Consider the following 23,144-nt stretch of genomic DNA (forward strand, 5'->3'; position numbering starts at 1 on the left):
CTGCCACTCTGCGTGCAAGCCCGGAAACTCAAATATGTTACGCGTTAAAGTATTTCGCTTCCGGGTGCAGTAGGACGAACGCATCCGTCGACTGCTCCGGATGCAGTTGCAACTCGTCCGACAGTGTGACACCGATCCGCTCGGATTCGAGAATCGATACCAGTTTCGCCCGGTCCTCCAGTTCGGGGCAGGCCCCGTAGCCGAATGAGTAACGCGCGCCGCGATATCCGAGCTTGAAGTACTCCTGCACGTCGGCGGGGTCGTCGTCGGCCACCGCGTGCCCGTCGAGCACCAGTTCCTCGCGAATCCGGCGGTGCCAGTATTCGGCCAGCGCCTCGGTCAACTGGACGCCGATACCGTGCACCTCGAGGTAATCGCGGTAATTGTCCCCGGCGAACAACTCGTTGGCGAAATCGGCGATCGGCGCGCCCATCGTGACGAGTTGGAAGGGCAGCACATCCACCTGTCCGGTTCGTGCCGCGAGTTCGCGCGAACGGATGAAATCGGCGATACACAGGAAACGGTCGCGTTGCTGGCGCGGGAATGCGAACCGATAACGTTCGGGCGCACCGAGATCCGGTTCGCTCAGCACGATCACCTCGTCGCCCTCGGAGACCGCCGGGAAATACCCGTAGACGACCGCGGCATGCGCGAGCACACCCCCCGCGGTGAGCCGATCGAGCCAGTACCGCAGGCGCGGGCGGCCCTCGGATTCGACCAGTTCCTCGTAGCTCGGACCGTCGCCGCTGCGCTGGCCGCGCAGACCCCACTGGCCCAGGAACAGCGCGCGCTCGTCGAGCAGACCCGAATACTCCTGGAGCGACAGGCCCTTGACCACCCGGCTGCCCCAGAACGGCGGCGTCGGCACGGGCAGTTCGGCCGCGACATCCGAGCGCGCGGGCACCTCGACGGGCACCTCGGCCGCTTTGCGTTCGGCCGCAATACGTTTGGAGCGTTCGTGCCGCGCCTTGCGCTCGGCGGCCTTCTCGCGCGCGGCGATCGCCTCCGGGCTGTCGGCATCGATACCGCCGCCGCGTTTGATCGTCATGATCTCGTCCATCAGGCGCAGGCCCTCGAACGCGTCGCGCGCGTAGTGCACATCGCCCCGGTAGACCTCGGTCAGATCGTTCTCGACGTACGAGCGGGTCAGCGCCGCGCCGCCCAGCAGCACCGGGAACTGATCGGCCACCCCGCGGGTGTTGAGCTCCTCGAGGTTCTCCTTCATCACCACGGTGGACTTGACCAGCAGACCGGACATGCCGATCACATCGGCCTTCTTGTCCGTCGCGGCGTCCAGGATGGTCGCGATCGGCTGTTTGATGCCCAGGTTGACGACCTCGTACCCGTTGTTGGACAGGATGATGTCGACCAGGTTCTTGCCGATGTCGTGCACATCGCCCTTGACCGTGGCCAGCACGATGCGGCCCTTGCCCGAATCGTCGGTGGCCTCCATATGCGGTTCCAGATAGGCGACCGCGGCCTTCATCACCTCGGCGGACTGCAACACGAACGGCAGCTGCATCTGACCCGAACCGAACAGCTCACCGACGGTTTTCATGCCGGACAGCAGCGTCTCGTTGATGATCCGCAGCGGCGGCACCTCGACCATCGCCGCGTCCAGATCGGCCTCGATACCGTTGCGCTCGCCGTCGACGATGCGGCGCTCGAGCCGGTCGAACAGCGGCAGCGCGGCCAGCTCCTCCGCGCGCGAGGCCCGCGAGGACGCCGTCGAGACGCCCTCGAACATGGTCATCAGCTTCTGCAACGGGTCGTAGCCCTCGCTGCGCCGGTCGTAGACCAGATCCAGGGCCGTGTCGCGCTGCTCCTCCGGGATCCGGCTCATCGGCAGGATCTTGGAGGCGTGCACGATCGCCGAATCCAGTCCGGCCTCGACGCATTCGTTCATGAAGACCGAATTGAGCACCTGGCGCGCGGCCGGATTCAGGCCGAAGGAGATGTTCGACAGACCCAGGGTGGTCTGCACCTCCGGATGCCTGCGCTTGAGTTCGCGGATGGCCTCGATGGTCTCCAGGCCGTCGCGCCGGGACTCCTCCTGGCCGGTGCCCAGGGTGAAGGTCAGCGTGTCGATGATGATGTCGCTCTCGGCCAGACCCCAGTTGCCGGTGATGTCGGCGATCAGGCGTTCGGCGATCTCGACCTTGTGCCGGGCGGTGCGAGCCTGGCCCTGCTCGTCGATGGTCAGCGCGACCACCGCCGCGCCGTGCTCGGCGACCAGCGCCATGGTCTTCTGGAAGCGCGAATCCGGGCCCGCGCCGTCCTCGTAGTTGACCGAGTTGACCGCGCAGCGGCCGCCCAGATGTTCCAGACCCGCTCGCAGCACCGGGGTTTCGGTGGAGTCGAGCATGATCGGCAGGGTCGAGGCGGTGGCCAGGCGGCTGGCCAGGGCCTCCATATCCTTGGTGCCGTCGCGGCCGACGTAGTCGACGCACAGGTCCAGCATGTGCGCGCCGTCGCGGGTCTGGTCCTTGGCGATGTCCAGGCACCGCTGCCAGTCCTCGGCCAGCATCGCGTCGCGGAATGCCTTGGAGCCGTTGGCATTCGTGCGCTCGCCGATCATCAGCACCGACGCGTCCTGCTCGAACGGGACCGCGGTGTACATACTCGACACGCTCGGCTCGTGTTCCGGCGCGCGGGTGGCCCGGGTGGTGCCGCGCACCGCCTCGGCGACCTGACGGATGTGTTCGGGGGTGGTGCCGCAGCAGCCGCCGACCAGCGCGAGGCCGAATTCGGAGACGAAACCGCTCAGCGCGGCGGCCAATTCCTCCGGCGTCAACGGGTATTCGGCCCCGTTGGCGCCCAGCACCGGCAGGCCCGCGTTCGGCATCACCGACACCGGCAGTTGCGCGTGCTTGGACAGGTGCCGCAGATGTTCGCTCATCTCGGCGGGGCCGGTGGCGCAGTTCAGGCCGATCATGTCGACACCCAGCGGCTCGATCGCGGTCAGCGCCGCGCCGATCTCACTGCCGACCAGCATGGTGCCGGTGGTCTCGACGGTGACGTGGGTGATGATCGGGATCCGGCGGCCCGCGTGGACCATCGCGCGCCGCGAACCCGTCACCGCGGCCTTGACCTGCAACAGGTCCTGGCAGGTCTCGATCAGGATGGCGTCGGCGCCGCCGTCGAGCATGCCCAGGGCCGCTTCGGTGTACGCGTCGCGCAGGGCGGCGAACGGGGCGTGGCCCAGCGTCGGCAGTTTGGTGCCAGGCCCCATCGACCCCAGCACGTAGCGCGGGGTGCCCTCGGCGCTCGGGCCCATCTCGTCGGCGACCTCGCGGGCCAGGCGGGTGCCGCGCTCGGACAGGTCACGGATGCGATCGGAGATGTCGTAATCGGCCAGGTTGGGCAGGTTGCAGCCGAAGGTGTTGGTCTCCACGGCATCCGCGCCGGCCTCGAAGTAGGCGCGGTGGATGTGCCGCAACACATCCGGGCGGGTGTCGTTGAGGATCTCGTTGCAGCCTTCGAGGCCGCGGAAGTCGTCCAGTGACAGATCCGCGGCCTGCAACATGGTGCCCATCGCACCGTCTCCGATCACGACACGCCGGGCGAGCGTGTCGAGCAGGGTGGTATCGAACTCGGCGCGGGGGGACACAGACATGTACTAGAGAGTAATGGGAGGCGCTGACAAGTTGGCCGACAGCGCCGGGTCACGGGCGCCCGGAGTGGTCCGCGCCACATTCGAACCGACGGCCCGGTCGGCCCGCCACACGGTATGCCCGGAATTCGCACCCCGCCCCGGCCAACACGCGCATGCTCTCGGCAATATGCCATGAACAGCGGGGCCCGTACACCGTAGGCTGACCGGGTGAACGCCAGTGCATCACCCGATCCGGACCTGCCGACGTTGCGCGATCCGGTGCTCGTGGCCGCCTTCGAGGGCTGGAACGACGCCGCCGACGCCGCCAGCGGCGCCATCGAGCATCTGGAACTGATCTGGGACGCCGAACCTCTCGCCGAACTCGACTCCGAGGACTACTACGACTACCAGGTGAACCGGCCGACCGTCCGCCAGGTCGACGGCGTGACCCGCGAGATCCAGTGGCCCTCCACGACGCTGTCGGTGTGCTCGCCACCCGGCAGCGAACGCGATGTGGTGCTGTTACACGGGATCGAACCGAATATGCGATGGCGCAGTTTCTGCGACGACATCCTCGAACTCGTCGAACAGTTGCACGTGACCACCGTGGTCATCCTCGGCGCGCTGCTCGCCGACACCCCGCACACCCGCCCCGTCCCCGTCACCGGCACCGCCTACAACAAGGAGGCGGCCGAACAGTTCAGCCTGGAGCAGACCCGTTACGAGGGGCCGACCGGAATCACCGGCGTCCTGCAGGATGCCTGCGTGCGCGCGGGCGTCCCGGCGGTGTCGTTCTGGGCGGCCGTGCCGCACTACGTCTCCCAGCCGCCGAACCCCAAGGCCACCATCGCCCTGCTGCATCGGGTCGAGGAGGTGCTGGACATCGAGGTCCCGCTCGGCGAACTGCCGTCGCAGTCCGAGGACTGGGAGTCCGCGGTGGACGAGATGACCGAGGGCGACGACGAGGTCACCGAGTACGTCCGCTCCCTGGAGGAACGCGGCGACGCGGCGGTCGACCTCAACGAGGCCATGGCCAAGATCGATGGCGACGCGATCGCCGCCGAATTCGAGAAGTACCTGCGCCGCCGCGGCGGCCCGGGCACCTTCGGGTTGTAGTTCCCGATTTCACCCGCGGTGGCCCGCCGAACGTTCCGGCGGGCCGTCCGCGCACGGCATCGCGCCGGGTGTCAGGTGTCCACGGTCCAGACTCGTGCCTCTGCTTCCGCGGCCAGTTTGGCGAGCAGGATTTCGCGCGGGATCGTCTGTCCCGCAAGATGTTCCAGTGACGGAACCACGACGTGATGTGCGTCGGCGCGTTTGAGCTCGGCGGTCAGTTCCGCGAATGCGGTGCCGTCGCCGGTGGTCGATTCATGGAACGTCGCGGCGAAGCACATCCCCGCGGAGCTGGCGAGGCTGCACATGGCGTCCTCGAGCTCCTCGGAGTGGCCTTCGGCCAATTCGTCACGCACATACCCATAGATCAACGCTTCCACCCGAACCTCCATTGGGATCTGGATAGGGATCGCTGTTCTGTTGTCGGACCCCCGCGTGGAGCGGGGTTGTGCCCGGTTTCGGCGGTACCGCGCGGGCCGGAAATCGACCCGCTTCGAGCATGCATCACCGACAAATGTAATTGCAGATGTCAATGCGCTGACATTCGGATGCCCTATCCGGGCCATCCAGAGTTAACTGGTGGGATACTCGGGGGGTGGCCGCTGGTGACGATCGACCCGTCTGGGCTGTCAGGATGCGTTCCGAGCGAGACGCCAGGGGGTGGTCGCAGACCGAGGCGGTGCGCGCGATGCGCGCCAAGTCCTCGCACAACCTGCCGACCGACAGCACCCTGCTACGCAACTGGCGGCGCTGGGAGTCGGGCGAGTCGCGGCCGGACGAGTTCTACGCGCCGATCATCGCCGCCGCCTTCGACACCGTGACCGCGGCGTTCTTCCCCAAGGCCCGCCCCAACCGGGACGACGAGCTGCTGTCCTCCACCGGGATGGACACCCTGGAATTCCTCGGCCGCCTGCGCATGTCGGACGTCTCGACGGCCACCCTGGACGCCATCCGGATCACCGCGGAGCGGCTGTGCTGCGAATATCCCTGCGGCGATCCGCGCACCCTGCACGCCGAGGGCACCGCGTGGCTGCGCCGGATCACCTCGCTGCTGGACGCGCGGTTGACCCTCGCGCAGCATCGCGAGGTGCTGGTGCTGGCCGGATGGGTCGCGCTGCTGGTCGGTTGCCTGGACTTCGATCTGGGTCGGCGCACCGAGGCCGAGGCGACCCGCCGGGCGGCGCTGTCCCTGGGACGGGAGGCCGATCACGCCGAGATCGTCGGCTGGGGCGCGGAGATGGCCGCCTGGTTCGCGCTCACGCAGGGCAACTATCGCGGCGCGATCGACGCCGCCGACGCCGCTTTGGCAAGCACTCAGCAACTCGCGGTGGGGGTGCAGCTCGCCGCGCAGCAGGCCAAGGGGTGGGCGCGCCTGGGTGATCGCGGGGCGATGGAGGCCGCGTTGCGGCGGGGCCGGGCGATCCTGGACCGCCTGGATCATCCGGCCAATCTGGACAACCATTTCGTCGTGGACCCGGAGAAACTCGATTTCTACGCCATGGATTGCAGCCGCGTCATCGGGGACGACCAGTTGGCCCGCGCCCACGCGCGCCAGGTGATCCGGACGTCCACCGGCCCCGGGGACACCGTGCTCAAACCCATGCGCGTCGCCGAGGCCCGGCTGACGCTGGCCGTGGCGGCCGTGCACGACGGCGAACTGGATCTGGCCGTGGACGAGGGCGTGCGCGCCTTCACCGGCACCCGCCGCTCCCTGCCGTCGCTGATGTGGATAGCCGGGGAGACCGCCCGGGAGATGATCGAGCACTACCCCGACGACCCACGCACCCACACCTACCTCGATCAACTCCGTGAGCTGGCGACGGCGTAGCCGGGGCTTGTTACTCTCCCCCAATGGATTTCAGTTTGCGGTCCTGCTCATGGCGGGGGCATGCCACCTACGCGCCGGATGAGACCGAACTCGCTGCGCGCCTGCATGTTTCGACTCCGGCGGGAGTCGCCTGGCGCTGCCTGCGCTGCGGCACCTTCGTCGTCGGGGATCCGGCGGGCAGCGGACCGGCCGACGAAGCGCCGGAGGTGCCGCGCGGGCGGCTGCTGCGGGACCGGTTCATCCTGCGATTCCTGGCGATCGAGCGGATCGTGCGCGGTCTGGCCTTCGTCGTGCTCGGGGCCGGGGTGTTCAAGGTGCGCAATTCGCAGCATCAGCTGCACGCGGCATTCGACAAGGAGATGCCGCTGATCCAGCCGCTGGCCGATCAGCTCGGCTGGGATCCGAGCAATTCGAAGATCGTGCACTTCATCGAACAGGGCTGGAAGCTCTCGCCGACGATGCTCACCCTGATCGCGGTGGGCCTGCTGGCCTACGCGGCGATCGAATTCATCGAGGCGATCGGGTTGTGGCTGGCGCAGCGCTGGGGTGAGTACTTCGCGGTGATCGCGACCGCCATCTTCCTGCCGCTGGAGATCTACGAGCTGACCGAGAAGATCACGGTGGTGCGCGCGGGTGCGCTGCTGATCAATATCGTCGCGGTGCTGTGGCTGCTGTGGTCCAAGCGACTGTTCGGTATCAACGGCGGTGGGCGCGCGTATCACGCCGAACACAACGAGGAGAGCCTGCTCACCGTCGAACGTTCGGCCGTCGCGGTGCCCACGTCCTGATCGCCGGCGCGGGCTCGGCGCGCCGATGCCGGGGACGCCGCGTGGCCGTGCGGGCATCGGTATTACCCTCGACCCGGTGACCGAGTCCGCTGAAGGATTGCTGCCCGACGCCGCGTCCGCGACGTCCGAGGGTGGGTCCGCGGTGCCGCGCACCTCCGGAACGGCCCCGGAGGACCCCGGCACACGCCGGTCATCGCAGGATCCGGCCCCCGGCGCGACGCCCGGGGCACTGTTCGACGGTGCGGCGCTCCCCCGCGGTCGCGTGGTGTTCGCCCCGGCGGGTATCGATGCCGCCGCAGCCGAGGATCGGTTGCGGCTGTTCACCTTCGCCACGGCGGAGAAGCGCGGGGAGTACCTGTGGGTGCTGCGGGCGTTCGATCAGGCCCGCGCCGCGTATGTGGTGCTGCTGCACGCCAGCGATGTGGCCGAGGCGCTGACCCGGTTTCCGGGCGCGCCGCGATTGTCCTCCGTCGAGGTGGGTCCGCTGCTGGAACAACTGCATCAGTGGGGTGTGCTCGAGCGCAGCTACGACGGGACGCGCGCGGCGACCCTGGCCGAGTATCGCAACCGGCACTTCGTCTATCAGTTCTCGCAGGGTGGGTTCCACGCCTATCGCGCGGTCTCGGAGGTGCTGGGCGCGCGGCTGGACGAGGCGGCGTTGTCCCGGCTGGTGCTGCCGGAGCTGCTGACCGACCTGCAGGCCCTGGCCCATGCCAATCGCACCGGTGACGCCGAACGCGTCTACCGCATCCTGAAGCGTCTGGACACCACCCTGTCCGAGTTGGCCGACCGGGCCGCGCACTTCTATCTGACGCTGGGCGATCTGGTGCGCACCACCGAGGCGACACCGGAATCCTTTCTGGCACACAAGGATGCGTTGCTCGCGCACATGCGCGAATTCAGTATGGACCTCGCGCGCTTCGCCCCGCGGCTGGCCGCCGCGATCGCCGAGGTGGAGGAGACCGGCGTCGAGGAGATGATCGCGCGGGCCGGGGCGTGCGACGAGCGGGTGCTGCTCAGCGTCGCCGATCGCCGGGAGGACTGGCGGGATCGCTGGCGCGGGCTGCGTGGCTGGTTCGTCGCCACCGCCGCGGATATCGCTGCGGGCGAAGGGAATTCGGATGCCCAGCCGCGGTCCGGGACGGGGCAGACCGAGGCCGAGCGGTTGCGCGATGCGACGATGAGCGCGATCGCCGCGGTGCTGTCGCTGCTGCGCCGCGTCACCGAGACCCGCAAGGGCGGGGTGAGCCGGGAATCCGCGCTGCGGCATCTGGCCGGCTGGTTCACCGCCGCGCCGACCACCGAGAGCGCGCACGCCCTGTTCGACGCGGTCTTCGGGCTGGGGCGGCCGCGGCATCTGTCGATGGAACATCCCGACGCCGATGTCATTCCCGCGAGCCGATCCTGGTGGGACGCACCGCCTCTGGAGATCGCGCGCACACTCGCCGAGACCGGGCGGCCGCCGTCGCCGGGAGCGCCCTCGCGCATCGTGCGCAACGACGCGGGGATGCGGCGGCTGCGGCAGGCACAGCTCGAGGCGCAGCGCGCGCGATCGGCCGCGGCACAGTCGCTGGCCGGCGCCGACCTGCACGAGCGGGTGCTGGACGACGGTGAGACCGAGGTGCTGCTGCGCCTGCTGGACGCGGCCTCGACCGCGTGGGTGCCGGTCAGCGGACGGACCGGGACCACCGGTTCGGACAGCGGGGTCACGCTCACGGTGTCCGAACATCCCGGTTCGACCGTGGTGCGGACCGCGCGCGGGCTGCTGCATCTGAACAACCGCCGTCTGGAGATCCGTGAGAACGGCAGGGCCCGAACGTCTTCCACGGAGGTGCGGTCGTGATCCACGCTCGCACCATAGATTCGCTCGCGCTGGACAACTATCAGCGGGCCGCGCGGGTGATCCTGGCCAACCACCTGGTCACGCGCAGTTATCCGGACCGGATCGCGCTGCCGCTGCTGCGGCGCTGGGCCACCGAACTGCGTGAGGACATGGCCGAACTGTTCGGCTACCGGCTCGAGGTCACCGAGACCACGGCCCGGTTGTTCCCGGTGCTGGATCGGCTCGATTCCGGGCGTCCGGCGCGCACGCCGGGTGATCGGGTATTCGATCGGCGGCGCTACGCGTATCTGTCGCTGGCGCTGGCCGCGCTCGGGCGGGCCGGTGATCAGGTGACGTTGTCGGAGTTGGCCGATCAGGTCGCCTCCTATGCGACGCGGGTCGACGGGCTCGAACTGTCCACCGATCGGGCCGCGGATCGTGACGCGTTCGTCGATGCCGTGGCCTGGTTGGGCGCGCGCGGTGCGCTGACCCTCGCCGATGGTGACGCCGGGGGCTGGGCCGCGGATCCCGAAGCCGGTGAGGCGCTCTACGACATCGATCGGGCCGTGGTCTTCGCGATCTTCCGGCCGCCGCGAGTGTTGCAGCACCTGCGCAGTGTGCGCGGGCTGTTCGAGGACGAATCCGACGGTGGCACAGTCGCTTCCACGGCGCAGGGGCGGGCCGCGGATGCCCGTCGGGTGCGGCGGGCGCTGGTCGAGCGGCCGGTGGTGTACGCGCGGGAGCTGACCGAATCCGAACGGGCGCAACTGGGTACGGAGAAGGTCGTCGCCGAGGTGGAGTTGCTGACCGGGTTGCGGGCCGAGCGGCGCGCCGAGGGGGTGGCGTTGATCGATACCTCGGGGCGGCTGTCCGATGTGCGGTTCCCGAGCACCGGAACGCTCGCGCAGGTCGCGCTGCTGTTGATCGGTGAGATCGCGGATCTGGTGCTGGACATCGACAATCCCGTCGAACGCCGGCGCCGTCCCGCACCGGCGAGGACGCTGGCCGACGCGCTGGACGAGGCGATTCCGGAGTCGACGGTGTTCGACCCGCTGGTCGTCTCACCCGATCCCGCTGCCGCACAGGATGATTCGGAGGATCTCGACGAGTCGGACGAGCCCGGCGAGGAACCGGATCATCCGGTCGTACCGATGTCCTGGATCCACGAGACCGTCCAGGCCCTCACCGATCGCTACGGGTCCACGTTCGCCGCGCAGTGGCAGGCCGATGTCCCCGGCTTGACCCGGGAGGTCCTCGCGCTGCTCGAACGGCTGCATCTGGTCGAACCGATCACCGACGAAACGGGTTCCGGCGGAACGGTTTCCGAGCCCGTCCTGTTGATCCTGCCCGCGCTGGCCCGGTACCGCGGCGCGGTCGTCACGGTCCGCACGCGCGCCAAGAGCGAGCTGTTCGCCTCCGCGACCGCGCTCGGCGACCACGCCTATCCGGCACAGAAGGGGAGTTGATGGAGCTCATCCACGGCGGCGTCCGATTCGTACCCACACGGGCGGGCATCATCAACCTCTGGGACTACCGCGACCAGGAGTTCTGTTTCGCCGACGGGCGGCTGGTGCTGCGCGGGCCCAACGGGTCCGGTAAGACCAAGGGGCTCGAGGTGCTGTTCCCGTTCGTGTTCGACGGGCGGATCGAACCGCGTCGGCTCAACCCGTTCGCGGGTGAGGAACGCACGATGAAGTCGAATCTGTTGTACCGCAAGCAGGAATCGGCGTACTCGTACGTGTGGATGGAGTTCGCGCGCGGGCGGCGCGAGGATCCGGAGGTCGTCACCGTCGGCATCGGGATGCGCGCGACCCGGTCCTCGGACAAGGTGACGCGCTGGTATTTCGTCGCCGACGGGCGGGTGGGTGTCGACTTCTCGCTGATCGGGCCGGACGATCGGCCGCTGACCCGCAAGCAGTTGGCCGAACAGATCGGCACCGACGCGATCACCGACCGCCCGGTGGATTATCGCGCGGCGATCGACGCGCGCATGTTCGGGCTCGGGGTGCAGCGCTTCGATCAGCTGATCAATCTCATTCTGACACTGCGTCGTCCGCAACTGGCCAAGAATCTCGATCCGCGTGGGCTCTCGCAGGCGCTCACCGACGGTCTACGGCCGCTGGACGAACAGCTCATCCTGGACGCGGCACGCTCGTTCAGCGATATGGAGGAGGTCGGCCGCACGCTCGAGGGGCTGGTGCAGGCCGACACCGCGACCCGCGCGTTCGTAGGGGTGTATCGCAAATACCTTGCGGTGCAGGCGAAGAGCGATGCGGATCAGGTCAGCGCGCGCATCGACGCGGTGACGCACGGCAGTACCGCGTTGTTCGCGGCCACGGCGTTGCGGCAGCGTCGCGAGGGTGAGCGCACCGCCGCCGAGGAACGCGCCGAGGCCGCCGACCGGGGCTACGAGCAGGCGCTGACCGATCGGGAGACGCTCCAGCGTTCGAGCGCGTACGAGGGCAAGCAGCAACTCGACGATCTGGCCGACGCGGTGCGCAGGTTGGAGACCTCCGCCGCGGTGCATCGCGACAAGGCGACCAAGGCGCAGCAGGCCGTCGATCAGCGGGCCGAGGAGGCCGAACGTTCCCGCGCCGCAGTCGAATCCGCGACCGCGGCGCTGTCCCGTGGTGAGGACGAGTTGCGCGCGGCGGCGGAGGAGGCCGGTATCGCGTGGTCCGCGCTGCCCGAGCAGGCCCGTGCCGAACAGCTCACCACGACCGTGCGCAGTCACGCCGAGGAGCGCGACGCCGATGTACGGGCGGTGCGGCAGGCGTTGACCTCGGTCGATACCGCCGCCGCGGGACGCACCCGGGCCGAACGGGCCGCGCAGCGCGCGATCGAACAGCGCGACACCGCCGCGGCCGCGCTCGCCGAAGCCGAGGCCACCGTGACGCTGGCGCGATCGAATACCGCCGCGGCACTGCGTGATTGGTGGGAAACCCACCGCGAGGTGCACGAACCGGTGCAGGCCGGACTGTTCGAGGCACTCGATACCGCGCTGGCCGCGGCGGGTTCGGATGACGCGGCCACCCTCACCGAGGTGCTCGCCGAGCACACCGAACCGCTCACCGAGCAGATCCACGCGCAACGGCAGCAGTCCCGCGCCGCCGCCGAACAGGCCACGACCCGGATCGCCGAATTGCGGGCCGAGCGGGATCGGGTGGCGGCCGAGAAGGAGGACGCCCCACCGTCTTTCGCCGCTCGCAGCGATTCGCGGGTCGATCGCGCGGGTGCGCCGCTGTGGCGGCTGGTGCGTTTCGCCGAGGACGTCTCGGCCGAGCAGGCCGCGGGGCTCGAAGCGGCGTTGCAGGCCGCTGATCTGCTGGACGGCTGGGTGTCTCCGGAAGACGATTTGCCGCAGCATGATTCGGATCAGTTCCTGGTGCCGTTGCCGCCGGAGCAGCGGCCGTCGGGGCGGACGCTGGCCGATGTGCTTGTCGTCGAGGACGATTCGGATGTGCTGACGGTTCCTCGCGAGGTGGTCGCGGGCGTACTGGCCTCGATCGCCCTGTCCGAGAAGGTCACTCACGAGGGTGACACTTCCCCGGTGATGATCGACGCGGAGGGCCGATACCGCCAGGGCGTGCAACTGGGCCGCCACACCAAACCGCATGCCGAGTTCATCGGTGCCACCGCCCGCGCCCGCCGCCGTGAGCTGCGGCTGACCGAACTCGCCGCTGCCGTGGCGACCGCGCAGGCCAGTGAGCGGGAAGCGGCCGCGCAGCAGCGGGACGCGACCGCGCAGCTGGCTCGAATCACCGCTGCCGCCAAGGCATTGCCTCGCACCCACGCGGTCACCTCGGCATTGCGCGCGGTCGCCGAGGCCGCGGGCATGCTGCGGTCACGGGCCGAATCGGCGGCGCAGTCCGAGAGCGATCTGGACCAGGCGGTCGCCGAATTCACCACCGCCGACAAGAAGGTGCGCGGCGTCGCGGCCGCGCACCGCGCACCGCGCGATCCGGCCGAACTCGATGCCCTGGCCGCGGCCATCCGGCATTTCGAGAACACCGGCACCGCCCTGCTGCGGCTGCGCGGGGATCATCTGCGCGATCACGAGCGGGCCCGCGAAAGCGAGGATCGCCTCACCGAATCCCGGGATCTCGCAGAGGCTTTCGCCGAGGAGGCCGAATCGGCGCGGGCCGGGTACGAGGAGCAGTCGCGCAAGCTCGAGACGTTGCGCGAGGCGTTGGGCGCGGGTGCGGCCGATATCGATCGCGAACTCGAACAGGCCCGGATGCGGATCGAGTCCGCGCGGGCCGAGCAGAAGACCGCCCGCAAGGCGGCCTCGGACGCGATCGAGGCGGTGGGTTCGGCCGAAGGAGCCTACCGGGCCGCGCACGATTCGCTCGGCACCGCCCTGACCGAACTGCTCGCCGACGTGAAACACCTTGCGCCCTATGCCCGTCCGGATCTGCTGAGCCTGCTGGGCGCACCCGAGCACTGCCGCTGGCCGAGTACCGAGGCGGCCTGGTCGACGCCGGAGCAGTTGCTGTACCGGATCGAGACCGGCGGACCCGAGACCACTCCGCGGGTGCTGCCCGAGGAGGTGCACGAACTGTTCGACGGGCTGTGTGCGGCAACGGCTTCCGTGCGCGCGGGTGAGGCGGCGCGCAAGTCCACCCGCAGCGCGGTGACCGCGGCGCTACAGGAATTCGACGCGGCGCTGGCCGCGGCCCGGCAGGACTACCGGTTGCAGTGGGACGCTGCCGACGGCCTCACCGTCGTGCAGGTGCACGACGATCAGGGCGCCGCCGCGCTCGCCGATTTCGCCGACCGCATCGCCGGCGCCCGCTCGGATCAGGAACTGCTGCTCACCGACGCCGAACGCCGCATCCTCGAGGACGCGCTGCTGACCGGACTGGCTCAGCAGATCCACGAACGCACCAGTGACGCACGCGATCTCATCACCCGCATGGGTTCGGAGATGCGGCAGCGCCGGATGTCCTCGGGCAATACCATCGGCGTGCACTGGGTGCTGGCGGACGGGCTGTCCGAGTCCGCCCGCGCGGTCTGCAAACTGCTCGACCGGGACGCCTCCGAGCTGAGCCCGGAGGATCTGGCCACCGTCCGCGCGCACTTCGCCGCCGAGATCCGGGCCGCGCGCGCCGCGCACCCCGAACGCTCCTATCCCGAAATCCTGGCCACCACACTGGATTACCGGACCTGGCGCGCGTTCTCGTTCACCCTGGTCACCGCCGACGGGACCGAGGACCGGCTCACCGTGGCCCGGCACAGCGCCCTGTCCGGCGGCGAACAGTCTGTGTCCCTGCACCTTCCGCTGTTCGCCGCGGCCCACGTCCTGCTCGATTCGGCCGATCCGCAGGCCCCCCGCCTGCTCGCCCTGGACGAGGCGTTCGCCGGTGTCGACGACAACGGCCGCAGCGAATTGCTGGGCCTGTCGGTCGATTTCGACCTGGACCTGTTCATGACCGGCTACGACCTGTGGATCACCTACGACCACGTCCCGGCCTGCGCCCACTACGACCTGGCCCACTCCGCCGCCGAGAACACCGTCAGCGCAACACTTCTGGTGTGGGACTCGCGTGATCTGCTCGCCGAACACGACGGCTCGGACCTGACCACCGCCCTGGGGTCGCCGGGCCGCCGTCGCGTACCGCACACCGTCGAGGGAGCCATAACCCTGGACGAGGCAATGGAACTCACGTCCTGACGGTCAGTGCCCGGACAGCAATGCCTGGCGGACCGCATCGTTGAAGGCGTGCGCGATGCCCGGTACCGCCAGATTGCCCCTGCGCCGCCACCACACCGACAATGTGACACCGACCAGAACCGTCAGCGGCGGCAGCAGCAACGGCGGCAGCAGCAGCGACAGCGGCAGCGGCAGCGGCAGCGGCAGCGGCAGCGGCAGCGGCAGCGGCAGCGGCAGCGGCAGCGGCAGCGATGATCGTGTGCAAGAGCCCCCGTGCGTGCTCATTTCAGCCGCGCGGGACTCCCCCGCCGACACCGAGCGCCCCCGCGACCGCACGGGTGAGGTGCTCGCAGATCTCCGCAGCGCTCCAGCGCCGATGCTCGGCCAGGTCGTAGACGACGCGTTCGTCGAAGATGGTGATCCACAACAGCACCGCGTACGTGATGTCCAGGTCCGGTGCTCGACCGTCATCGACCAGCGCCGCGAGCACCCCGGCGAGGATGTCGTGCAGATCGGTGATGGCCTCGTCGCCGCCGGCGAGCCGCTCGATGAATCCGCTGCTGCTGCGGATGTAGCGCACCGCCGAGCCCCACTGCATCGACTGTTCCACCCAGGCCGCGCAGAACAGCCGGAATCGGTCGAGCGAATCGCCGCGCGGGCCGATGTTCGGGTCACCGGGGCCGATCTGTGAGAACGCTTCCAGCAGTTGGGTTATCGCCCGGCGGTGGAAGGCGGCCATGGCGTCCTGCGGGGTCGGGAAGTGCCGGTAGGCCGTGGCCACGCCGACACCCGACACGGCGGCGAGTTCGGGAATCGAGAAGCCGACCCGGCCCGTCCGCAACAGGGTGTGCACCCCGTCGACCAGCAGCACTCGGCTGCGCTGGGCATCGCTGCGGGTGTTCACGGCCACGATCCCATCCTGCACAAGCCGCCGGACCGCCCGAGCGGGTGGGTCGGAAACTCACGGGGAACTGCCAGTTTCCATGTTCGAGTAGAGAAGTTCTTCTCAGTTATCTATCCTCGAAACGAGAAGATGTGCTCACTTAGGGGTTGAGATGCGGGTAGCGGCACCGGGCGCGCTGTTGGTGCTGATCATGGCGCAGCCGAACATGGCGACCGGCATGATGCCGTACTACCGGCACGCATGGGCGCTGGCGCCGCTGCTCATCACCGTCATCTTCGCCGCGTACCTGTTCGCACTGACCCCGACGTTGTCGCTGCTCGGCACGCCGCCCACCCGCGAGGGCTGGTGGTGGCGGATCGCGCTGGGCAGCACCTGCGGCATCGGCGCGGATCTGGCCATGGCACTGGCGCATTCGGCCTGGCTCGCCTGCCTGGCGCGGATCTGCGCCGGACTCTCGGTCGGGCTGGTCACCGGCTCGCTCGCCGGACTGATCCTGGAGCGCCGGGGCGAGCGGGGCCGCACGGCGCTGGCGACCGCGACCGTATTCGGTTCCGCGCTGGGCACATTCGCCGCGGCCGCGCTCGCGCAGTATCTGCCCGCGCCGGGGGTGACCGTGTACCTGGTGCACGCGATCACGCTCGGGCTCGCGACACTGGTCGTGCTGTCCGATCGCGGTGTGCGTCCCGCGGCCGTCGAGCGCGGCACCGCGCACGCGCCTGCCGCGGACGAGCCGCCGCTCGCCGGATATCTCACCGGAATCGCCGCATGGGTCTCCGCCGGTCTGGTGGTCGCGCTGCTGCCCAGTTACGGCGCAGAGCTGCTGGGCACCCGCAATCTGATGCTGCTGGCACTGCCGGTCACGCTGTATCTGGTCTGCGCCTGGCTCGCCCAGCGCGCCCTGCCGCCCCGGGTGCTGCCCGCCGAACCTGTTGCGGCGCAATTGATCATCATCGCCGGGGTGGCGATCGCCGCCGCGGTCTCCTGGGCTCCGAGCCTACCGCTGCTGCTGTGCGGCGGCGCGGTCGCCGGATGCGGTCAGGGCATCGCCTATCGCACCGGATTGCGCATCGTCAGCGCCGCCGCGACGCCGGATCGACATGCCCGGATCGCCTCGCGCTTCGCCGCGGTGGCCTACCTGTGCGCGGCGGTCGGCACCGTCGCACTGGGCGTCGTCGCCACCGTCGGGTCGATGCGTGACGCGGTACTCGCCGCGGCGGTCGTGCTCGCCGGAATCACCCTGGCCACCTTGATCATTCGCCGACGCGCAATGCGGCGCGCCGCGACACCCACCCCCGTTTCGCAGACCTCGACAATCGCATAACCGCCCCGCACCACATTCCGCCGCTTCACCGAGCATCGTCCGCTCGCCGAAGTTTTCACCGGAAACAGCATTTGCGGCAGCACGCACGGAATCGGAACCGTGCGCCTTTCTCGTGCCCGAATACATTGGACGACAACATATTTCAGGTTGAACACGAAACGGGCTCGTTACCTGCGTTCACCGGAACACAAAATCAGGTTGCTTCACTGAATACAGCACAACCAAATACATTCCCAGCGAATGGATTCCGATCATGGCAGCACCCACCCGCACCGGCCCCTCGAGCACACCCCGGACGAACCCGTTCCGCGTCCGCAGCACCGAGGCATCGATCGCTTCCGCCGAAAGTACCGGCGGCACACTGAAACGCAGCCTCGGCCGCACGGATCTGATCGCGATGGGGGTCGGCACCATCATCGGCGCGGGCATCTTCGTGACCACCGGAGTGGCCGCCGCGACCAAGGCCGGACCCTCGATCATCCTGTCGTTCGTGCTGGCAGGGGCGATCTGCGTCCTCGTCGCGCTGTGCTACAGCGAACTGGCGTCGATGACACCGGTATCCGGCAGCGCGTACACCTACACCTATTCGACCATGGGTGAGGTGCCCGCATTCCTGGTGGGCTGGAATCTGTTGCTCGAATACGCCGTGGCCGCCGCGGCGGTCGCGATCGGATGGTCGGGACTGTTCCGCGCGATGCTCGAATCATTGTTCGGCGCAACGCTTCCCAAAGCCATTTCCGGCGGGCCCAGCGACGGCGGAGTTATCAACCTGCCCGCGGTGATAATCGTCGGCGTCATCGTGGCCGTACTCGTATTCGAGGTGAAACTCGCCGCCGTCGTGGTGAAAACCCTTGTCGCGCTGACCATCGGTGTACTCGCGCTGGTCGTCGCGATCGGCGCGCCGCATCTGCATCCGGGAAATTGGGCGCCGTTCATGCCATTCGGAGTGAACGGCATCGCCGCGGGAGCCGCCCTGGCCTTCTTCGCCTATCTGGGATTCGACGTGGTGGCGACCTCGGCGGAGGAAACCCGTAATCCGCGTAGGGATCTGCCGTGGGGCATCATCGGGTCGGTCATCGTCGCGACCGTTCTGTATGTCGCGGTCAGCGCCGTATTGACCGGTGTCGCACCGTATTCCAGCCTGAACAACGCCGCACCGGTGGCCACGGCGCTGGCCGCGATCGGCGCGGGCTGGATCGGGAAGGTGATTCTGGTCGCGTCGGTGATCGCGCTCACCAAGGGCCTGCTCATGGTGTTCTACGGTCAGACCCGGCTGGTGTTCGCCATGGCCCGCGACGGCCTGGTGCCCAAGGCGCTGTGCCGCACCGGATCTCGCGGGGCGCCGGTGCGACTGAGCCTGGTGCTGGGCGTGGTGATCGCGGTGGTGGCCGGACTGCTGCCCATCGGCACCGTGGCCGAACTGGTCAATATCGGCGCGCTGTTCGCCTTCGTCATCGTGGCGCTGGGTGTGATGATCCTGCGCCGCACCGATCCCGGCCGGGCCCGGCCCTTCCGCACGCCGCTCATGCCGCTGGTCCCGATCCTCGCCATCGCCGGATGCGCCTGGCTGGCAACCACCTTCGCCCCGCTCACCTGGCTGCGGTTCGTGATCTGGAGTGCCGCGGGCGTGGTGCTGTACCTGACCTACGGCCGCAGACATTCGACCGTCGGGACGCCCGCCGCCCCGGCCGAGTCCACCACCGGCGAGCCCACCACGGGTGAGGCCGCCGTGGCCGGAGGTGCCGCGTGACCGCACAACTCGACAGCTTCTACCCCACCCGGGTCGACTTCGGCACCCTCGACGAGATCCACCGCGCCGCCGCCGCGATCCTGCCCCCGGACGTGCTGGACTTCGTCGAAGGCGGTGCGGGCAAGGAGATCACGCTGCGCGCCAATACCGCCGCCTTCGACCGCTGGCGCATCCTGCCCGCACCGATGAGCGGGGTCGGCACGCCCTCGACCCGCACCGAACTGCTCGGCCTCGGACTCGACACGCCGATCCTGACCGCGCCGTTCGGCGGTGACGCCCTCTTCCACGCCGAGGGCCACCTCGCGGTCGCCAGGGCCGCACAACAGCACGGCGCACTCTCGATCGTGCCCGAGGCGGGCAGCTTCTCCTACGAACGGGTGCACGCCGCCGCACCACGTGCCGCGCGCATCGCCCAGCTACACCCGTTCGGTCACGCACCCACCGAGGCACAACGCCTGGCGCACAACGGTTTCGAGGCGCTGTGCATCACCGTGGACTGCCCGGTCGGCGGATTCCGTACGCGCAATATGGGCAATCGCTTCGACCCGGATCAACGCCTGTTCGCGGGCAACCTGACCGGTGAGAACGGCGCGCCGGGTGTCGCCGAGGTGTTCGGTCAGCTGCTCAAACAGGGTGGCGCGGTGTGGGATTGGGATCAGCTCGCCGACGCGGCGAAGGATTTCGGCCTGCCGTGGATCGCCAAGGGCATTCTGACCCCGGCCGCCGCCGAACGCGCCCTGGCCATCGGCGCCTCGGCCCTGGTGGTTTCCAATCACGGTGGCCGACAACTCGATCCGGCTCCGGCCAGTCTCGACATGCTGCCGAGCATCCGCGCGGCGGTCGGCCCGGAGCTGCCGATCCTGCTGGACAGCGGCGTGCGCACCGGCAGTGACGTCTACCTGGCGCTCGCGCTCGGGGCCGACGCCGTCATCATCGGCCGGGCCGCCATCTACGGCCTCGCCGCCGCCGGGGAGGCCGGCGTCGATCGGGTATTCGCCCTGCTGAACGAGGAGCTGCGCACGCTGATGATCCTTTCCGGCGCAGCCACTCTCGGCGATATCGACCACACCCGGATCGTGCGGGCCCCGGCATGAGGGGCCGGGGCCGCACCGACATCCGGACACCACCGGCACGCGACAGGAGAACAGTCCCGTGAACGCTCCCTTCCCCGCCGCGCGCACCGGCGCCGGGCTGGTCTTCACCTCCGGGCTGGCCGCGATCGACACCGCCTCGATGACGGTGTCCGCCACCACCTTCGACGAACAGGCGGCAATCGTCTTCGACCAGCTCGACGCCGCACTCGACGCGGCGGGCAGCAGCCGCGCACAGGTCCTGAAACTGGACTGCTACCTGTCGGACCGGCAGTGGTTCGCATCCTGGAACGCAGCCTTCGCAAAGTTTTTCGAGTCAGCCGCACCGGCGCGGACCACCACCGTCACCACCCTGCCCATCGAGGGGCTGTTCATCGAAATCCAGGCGATCGCGATCGCCGCATACTGAGGGAGATTCCATCATGACCGCAGCAACTCCACTCGTGCATACCCGTTCCGCCGTAGCCGAATTCACCATCCGCGACGTCATCGAGGGGCAGACGGCCGGACAGCTCATCGTGGCCGCCGACGACTGGGGCTGGTGGGCGACGCTGCTGGGCGGCAACACCATCGTGCCCACCACCGGCATCCAGCAGGCCGTGGCCGTCGGGCTGGTGCGGGCCGGATTCCTGGTCCGCCGCAACCACAGCTACCACCTCACCCACACCGGGCACGACGTCGGCAAGAACCGCGGTTTCGTCCGGTGCGCGGTGCGCGGCTGGGAACCCACCTTCCGCAAGCTGTCCGAGGCCGCCCTGGACGAATTCATCCCCGCCGCAACCGAACCCGGTGAGGTCGCGCGCGCCTGCACCGATATCGCGCGGCGACGCCCGGAGATCTTCGCCGGTATCGGCGCGGCCATCGCCGCCGACGAAACCCCGGGCTGCACCATCGATCTCGGCTGCGCGGACTCCGGACGGGTGCAGGCCCTGGCCGCTATCGCACCGCACGAGCGGTTCCTGGGCGTGGACATCGAGGCCGAGGTGATCGACGAGGCCACCACGGTCCTGGCCGGGCTGGGCCTCACCGATCGGGTCACGCTGCTGGCCGGTTCGGTACAGCCCGAGGCCGAACCTCCCGCTTGGCTCGCGCGGGTCGACCGGGACAGCGTCACCACCGCCATGTCGTTCTTCCTGCTGCACCAACTCGCCAGTGACGGTGCGGGGATCGCCGCGGTGCTGCGCGGCTGGATGGAGTGGTTCCCGAACGTGCGCCGCCTGGTCATCGGCGACGGCTATCTGCTCGAGGCCGACCAGTGGACCCAGCAGCCCTGGTTCTCGCCGACCTACGAGATCTACCACACGATCACCGGCGTGCAGTTGTGGACGCAGCAGGAGTACGAGGCGGCGTTCGCCGAACTCGGCTGGTCGGTGACCCGGCGCATGGAGGATCACACCATGCTGGTCACCACCGTGCTCGAGCGCGGATGACCACCTCCTTCGACGGGCCGCCGATTCCGATCGACACCCGCGCGGCGGTGCTCGATCAGTTCGTCGCCGACGAGACCGGCCGCCGCGGCAGCCGCCCGCGCGGGGTCGCCTACGCGACCGGTCTCGACGATGTGCTCGCGGTGATGGCCTGGGCGCGCGACTCGCGCACCCCGCTCATCCCGCGTGGCGCGGGCACCAGTCTGGAAGGGCATCTGCTCGCGCGCGGGGACGAGCTGATTCTCGATCTGGCACAGGCGGATTCGATCCTGGACATCTCGCCCGCGGATTTCACCGCCACCGTGCAGCCGGGGGTGACCCGGACCCGGCTCAACACGGCGGCCGGCGAATTCGGCCTCCAGTTCACCGTGGATCCCGGCGCGGACGCCACCCTGGGCGGAATGGCGGCCACCAACGCCAGCGGCACGACCAGTGTGCGATACGGCGGCATGCGCGCCAATGTCGTTGCCCTGCAGGCGGTTTTCGCCGACGGCCGAGTGATGCGGCTGGGCCGGGCGGTGCGCAAGTCAGCCAGCGGCTACGACCTGAAGAGTCTGCTGATCGGGTCGGCCGGGACGCTGGCGATCATCACCGAGCTGACCGTACGGCTGCATCCGATTCCCGAATGCCTTGCCTCGGTTCGGATCTCGTTCCCGACCGTGGCCGCCGCGGTGGACGCGGCGGTCGAAATGCTGGGTCTCGCGCTCCCGGTGAGCAGGCTCGAGTTCGTCGACACGGCGAGTGTGGCCGCGATCAACGACTTACGCGGCACCCGCTACGCCGAGGCGCCCGCGCTGTTCATCGATCTCGAAACGGGCTCGGCCGCGGCGGCGAACGCGGGCGAGCGCGAGATCGACCGCATCGTCCGGGCACACGGCGCGACCGCCATCACCGTGGCCCGCACCCACACCGAGCGACACGCACTGTGGGAGGACCGCCACCGGCTGTTCTTCGCGCTCAAGGCCCGCAGTCCCGGACACCGGTTCCTGGTGACCGATACCGCCGTACCGTGTTCCCGCATCGCCGACGCCGTCGGCACCGCGACCCGCCTCGGGGACGAGCTGGGCCTGGACATCAGCGTGGCCGGACATATCGGCGACGGCAACGTGCACGTCGTGGTGCCGTACACCGACGCGAATCTCCCTGTCGCGCTCCAGTTCTCGGACGCGGTGGTGCGGCACGCACTCGCCGTGGGCGGTACCGCGTCGGGTGAGCACGGCATCGGCCTGGCCAAGAAGAAATATCTCCGCGACGAGCACGGCGCGGCGGTGGATGTGATGGCCGGACTCAAACACGCCCTGGATCCGCACGGATTGCTCAATCCGGGCAAGATCCTCGACGTGTGAACCGGTTTCGCCGATCCACCGGTCTCGCGACACTCAGCGCGCGGTCGGCGGGACCGGGGTCGGAACCACGACCGCGGAGAGGGGGCCGTCGGTCGTGGGACGTCCGTGCTGGGCGTAGCCGAGCCAGCCGGTGCCGACGAAGACGGCGAGCAGTAGCGCGGTCGGTAATTCCAGCAGCAGCCAGCCCTGCGGGCACCACGGCAGTATCCGCGCCCGATCACGTTCCACCGCACCGCGGTCCGGCCGCGCCTGCGGCTCGCCCAGCGGTACCGACCACTCACCCGCAACTCGCCGTTGCACGCCCGAAACCTCCATCATCTCGACCGTCCGGGAAAGATGCCCGAACGTCGCCGAGTACTCAGAATGCACGCTCACACCCATCGCCACACCGGTTATGGTCAGCGAATTCGGCGTGTCCACATATTTTGCCCTCGTTTCGCTCTGCCGTCGCGGCGACCCCCGTGCCGCCCACCGGGAGCGGATCGATCCGACCCGATCCGCCGCAC

General features: G+C 69.1%; 17 protein-coding genes. 12 read left to right on the forward strand and 5 right to left on the reverse strand.

The genetic code is table 11. The features are described from left to right. Nucleotides 1-37 precede the first annotated feature (37 nt). Nucleotides 38-3,616, reverse strand: a complete 3,579-nt coding sequence (gene metH, locus NRB20_RS01700; RefSeq protein ID WP_153407376.1) for a methionine synthase — start codon at nucleotides 3,614-3,616, stop codon at nucleotides 38-40. Between the two features lie 207 nt (nucleotides 3,617-3,823). On the opposite strand from metH, the gene NRB20_RS01705 reads away from it, so the two are divergent. Next, entirely contained in the window at nucleotides 3,824-4,711 is an 888-nt protein-coding gene (locus NRB20_RS01705) for a PAC2 family protein (RefSeq protein ID WP_319944327.1), read from the forward strand. Nucleotides 4,712-4,782: 71 nt separating this feature from the next. On the opposite strand, the gene NRB20_RS01710 is transcribed toward NRB20_RS01705, so the two are convergent. Beyond that, nucleotides 4,783-5,100, reverse strand: coding sequence for a hypothetical protein (locus NRB20_RS01710; RefSeq protein WP_153407377.1), 318 nt, complete (start codon nucleotides 5,098-5,100; stop codon nucleotides 4,783-4,785). A gap of 242 nt (nucleotides 5,101-5,342) precedes the next feature. On the opposite strand from NRB20_RS01710, the gene NRB20_RS01715 reads away from it, so the two are divergent. From NRB20_RS01715 to NRB20_RS01735, 5 genes are all read left to right on the forward strand, one after another. Further along, nucleotides 5,343-6,536 (forward strand): XRE family transcriptional regulator, encoded by a 1,194-nt coding sequence (locus tag NRB20_RS01715; protein WP_227833100.1) that lies wholly within the window; start codon nucleotides 5,343-5,345, stop codon nucleotides 6,534-6,536. A 23-nt stretch (nucleotides 6,537-6,559) separates the two neighbouring features. Next, nucleotides 6,560-7,324 carry a DUF2127 domain-containing protein gene (locus NRB20_RS01720; RefSeq protein ID WP_153407378.1) on the forward strand — a complete coding sequence of 255 codons (765 nt, stop codon included), beginning with the start codon at nucleotides 6,560-6,562 and terminating at the stop codon, nucleotides 7,322-7,324. Nucleotides 7,325-7,634: 310 nt separating this feature from the next. Beyond that, on the forward strand, nucleotides 7,635-9,167 hold the full coding sequence (locus NRB20_RS01725; protein ID WP_153407787.1) for a TIGR02677 family protein: 1,533 nt from the start codon (nucleotides 7,635-7,637) through the stop codon (nucleotides 9,165-9,167). Further along, nucleotides 9,167-10,612: a DUF2398 family protein gene (locus tag NRB20_RS01730; protein WP_319944430.1), complete on the forward strand. Its 1,446-nt coding sequence runs from the start codon at nucleotides 9,167-9,169 to the stop codon at nucleotides 10,610-10,612. Before NRB20_RS01725 ends, NRB20_RS01730 begins: the two co-directional genes overlap by 1 nt. After that, nucleotides 10,612-14,820 (forward strand): TIGR02680 family protein, encoded by a 4,209-nt coding sequence (locus NRB20_RS01735; protein ID WP_153407379.1) that lies wholly within the window; start codon nucleotides 10,612-10,614, stop codon nucleotides 14,818-14,820. Before NRB20_RS01730 ends, NRB20_RS01735 begins: the two co-directional genes overlap by 1 nt. Before the next feature lie 3 nt (nucleotides 14,821-14,823). On the opposite strand, the gene NRB20_RS01740 is transcribed toward NRB20_RS01735, so the two are convergent. Both NRB20_RS01740 and NRB20_RS01745 read right to left on the reverse strand, forming a co-directional pair. Next, nucleotides 14,824-15,084 carry a hypothetical protein gene (locus NRB20_RS01740; protein ID WP_153407380.1) on the reverse strand — a complete coding sequence of 87 codons (261 nt, stop codon included), beginning with the start codon at nucleotides 15,082-15,084 and terminating at the stop codon, nucleotides 14,824-14,826. A 1-nt stretch (nucleotide 15,085) separates the two neighbouring features. After that, entirely contained in the window at nucleotides 15,086-15,709 is a 624-nt protein-coding gene (locus NRB20_RS01745; RefSeq protein ID WP_153407381.1) for a TetR/AcrR family transcriptional regulator, read from the reverse strand. Between the two features lie 145 nt (nucleotides 15,710-15,854). On the opposite strand from NRB20_RS01745, the gene NRB20_RS01750 reads away from it, so the two are divergent. From NRB20_RS01750 to NRB20_RS01775, 6 genes are all read left to right on the forward strand, one after another. Next, nucleotides 15,855-17,024, forward strand: coding sequence for an MFS transporter (locus tag NRB20_RS01750; protein WP_153407382.1), 1,170 nt, complete (start codon nucleotides 15,855-15,857; stop codon nucleotides 17,022-17,024). A gap of 253 nt (nucleotides 17,025-17,277) precedes the next feature. Next, nucleotides 17,278-18,774, forward strand: coding sequence for an amino acid permease (locus tag NRB20_RS01755; protein ID WP_153407383.1), 1,497 nt, complete (start codon nucleotides 17,278-17,280; stop codon nucleotides 18,772-18,774). Then, on the forward strand, nucleotides 18,771-19,868 hold the full coding sequence (locus NRB20_RS01760; protein ID WP_319944328.1) for an alpha-hydroxy acid oxidase: 1,098 nt from the start codon (nucleotides 18,771-18,773) through the stop codon (nucleotides 19,866-19,868). Before NRB20_RS01755 ends, NRB20_RS01760 begins: the two co-directional genes overlap by 4 nt. Nucleotides 19,869-19,926: 58 nt before the next feature. Further along, nucleotides 19,927-20,274 carry a RidA family protein gene (locus NRB20_RS01765; protein ID WP_153407384.1) on the forward strand — a complete coding sequence of 116 codons (348 nt, stop codon included), beginning with the start codon at nucleotides 19,927-19,929 and terminating at the stop codon, nucleotides 20,272-20,274. 13 nt (nucleotides 20,275-20,287) lie between these two features. After that, nucleotides 20,288-21,295, forward strand: coding sequence for a hypothetical protein (locus NRB20_RS01770; protein ID WP_153407385.1), 1,008 nt, complete (start codon nucleotides 20,288-20,290; stop codon nucleotides 21,293-21,295). Next, on the forward strand, nucleotides 21,292-22,638 hold the full coding sequence (locus tag NRB20_RS01775) for an FAD-binding oxidoreductase (RefSeq protein WP_153407386.1): 1,347 nt from the start codon (nucleotides 21,292-21,294) through the stop codon (nucleotides 22,636-22,638). Before NRB20_RS01770 ends, NRB20_RS01775 begins: the two co-directional genes overlap by 4 nt. Before the next feature lie 33 nt (nucleotides 22,639-22,671). Here NRB20_RS01775 and NRB20_RS01780 read toward each other — a convergent pair whose 3' ends face one another. Next, nucleotides 22,672-23,013, reverse strand: a complete 342-nt coding sequence (locus NRB20_RS01780; RefSeq protein WP_153407387.1) for a hypothetical protein — start codon at nucleotides 23,011-23,013, stop codon at nucleotides 22,672-22,674. Nucleotides 23,014-23,144: the final 131 nt, after the last annotated feature.

Origin of the sequence: Nocardia macrotermitis, assembly GCF_009604405.1 — a bacterium.
Lineage (GTDB): Bacteria > Actinomycetota > Actinomycetes > Mycobacteriales > Mycobacteriaceae > Nocardia > Nocardia macrotermitis.

What these genes read in the sequence shown, in the direction of transcription:
- NRB20_RS01740 (WP_153407380.1), bottom strand. Translation starts at nt 15,084, where the DNA reads ATGAGCACGCACGGGGGCTCTTGCACACGATCATCGCTGCCGCTGCCG.
- NRB20_RS01755 (WP_153407383.1), top strand. Translation starts at nt 17,278, where the DNA reads ATGGCAGCACCCACCCGCACCGGCCCCTCGAGCACACCCCGGACGAAC.
- metH (WP_153407376.1), bottom strand. Translation starts at nt 3,616, where the DNA reads ATGTCTGTGTCCCCCCGCGCCGAGTTCGATACCACCCTGCTCGACACG.
- NRB20_RS01735 (WP_153407379.1), top strand. Translation starts at nt 10,612, where the DNA reads ATGGAGCTCATCCACGGCGGCGTCCGATTCGTACCCACACGGGCGGGC.
- NRB20_RS01710 (WP_153407377.1), bottom strand. Translation starts at nt 5,100, where the DNA reads ATGGAGGTTCGGGTGGAAGCGTTGATCTATGGGTATGTGCGTGACGAA.
- NRB20_RS01715 (WP_227833100.1), top strand. Translation starts at nt 5,343, where the DNA reads ATGCGTTCCGAGCGAGACGCCAGGGGGTGGTCGCAGACCGAGGCGGTG.
- NRB20_RS01775 (WP_153407386.1), top strand. Translation starts at nt 21,292, where the DNA reads ATGACCACCTCCTTCGACGGGCCGCCGATTCCGATCGACACCCGCGCG.
- NRB20_RS01720 (WP_153407378.1), top strand. Translation starts at nt 6,560, where the DNA reads ATGGATTTCAGTTTGCGGTCCTGCTCATGGCGGGGGCATGCCACCTAC.
- NRB20_RS01750 (WP_153407382.1), top strand. Translation starts at nt 15,855, where the DNA reads ATGCGGGTAGCGGCACCGGGCGCGCTGTTGGTGCTGATCATGGCGCAG.
- NRB20_RS01770 (WP_153407385.1), top strand. Translation starts at nt 20,288, where the DNA reads ATGACCGCAGCAACTCCACTCGTGCATACCCGTTCCGCCGTAGCCGAA.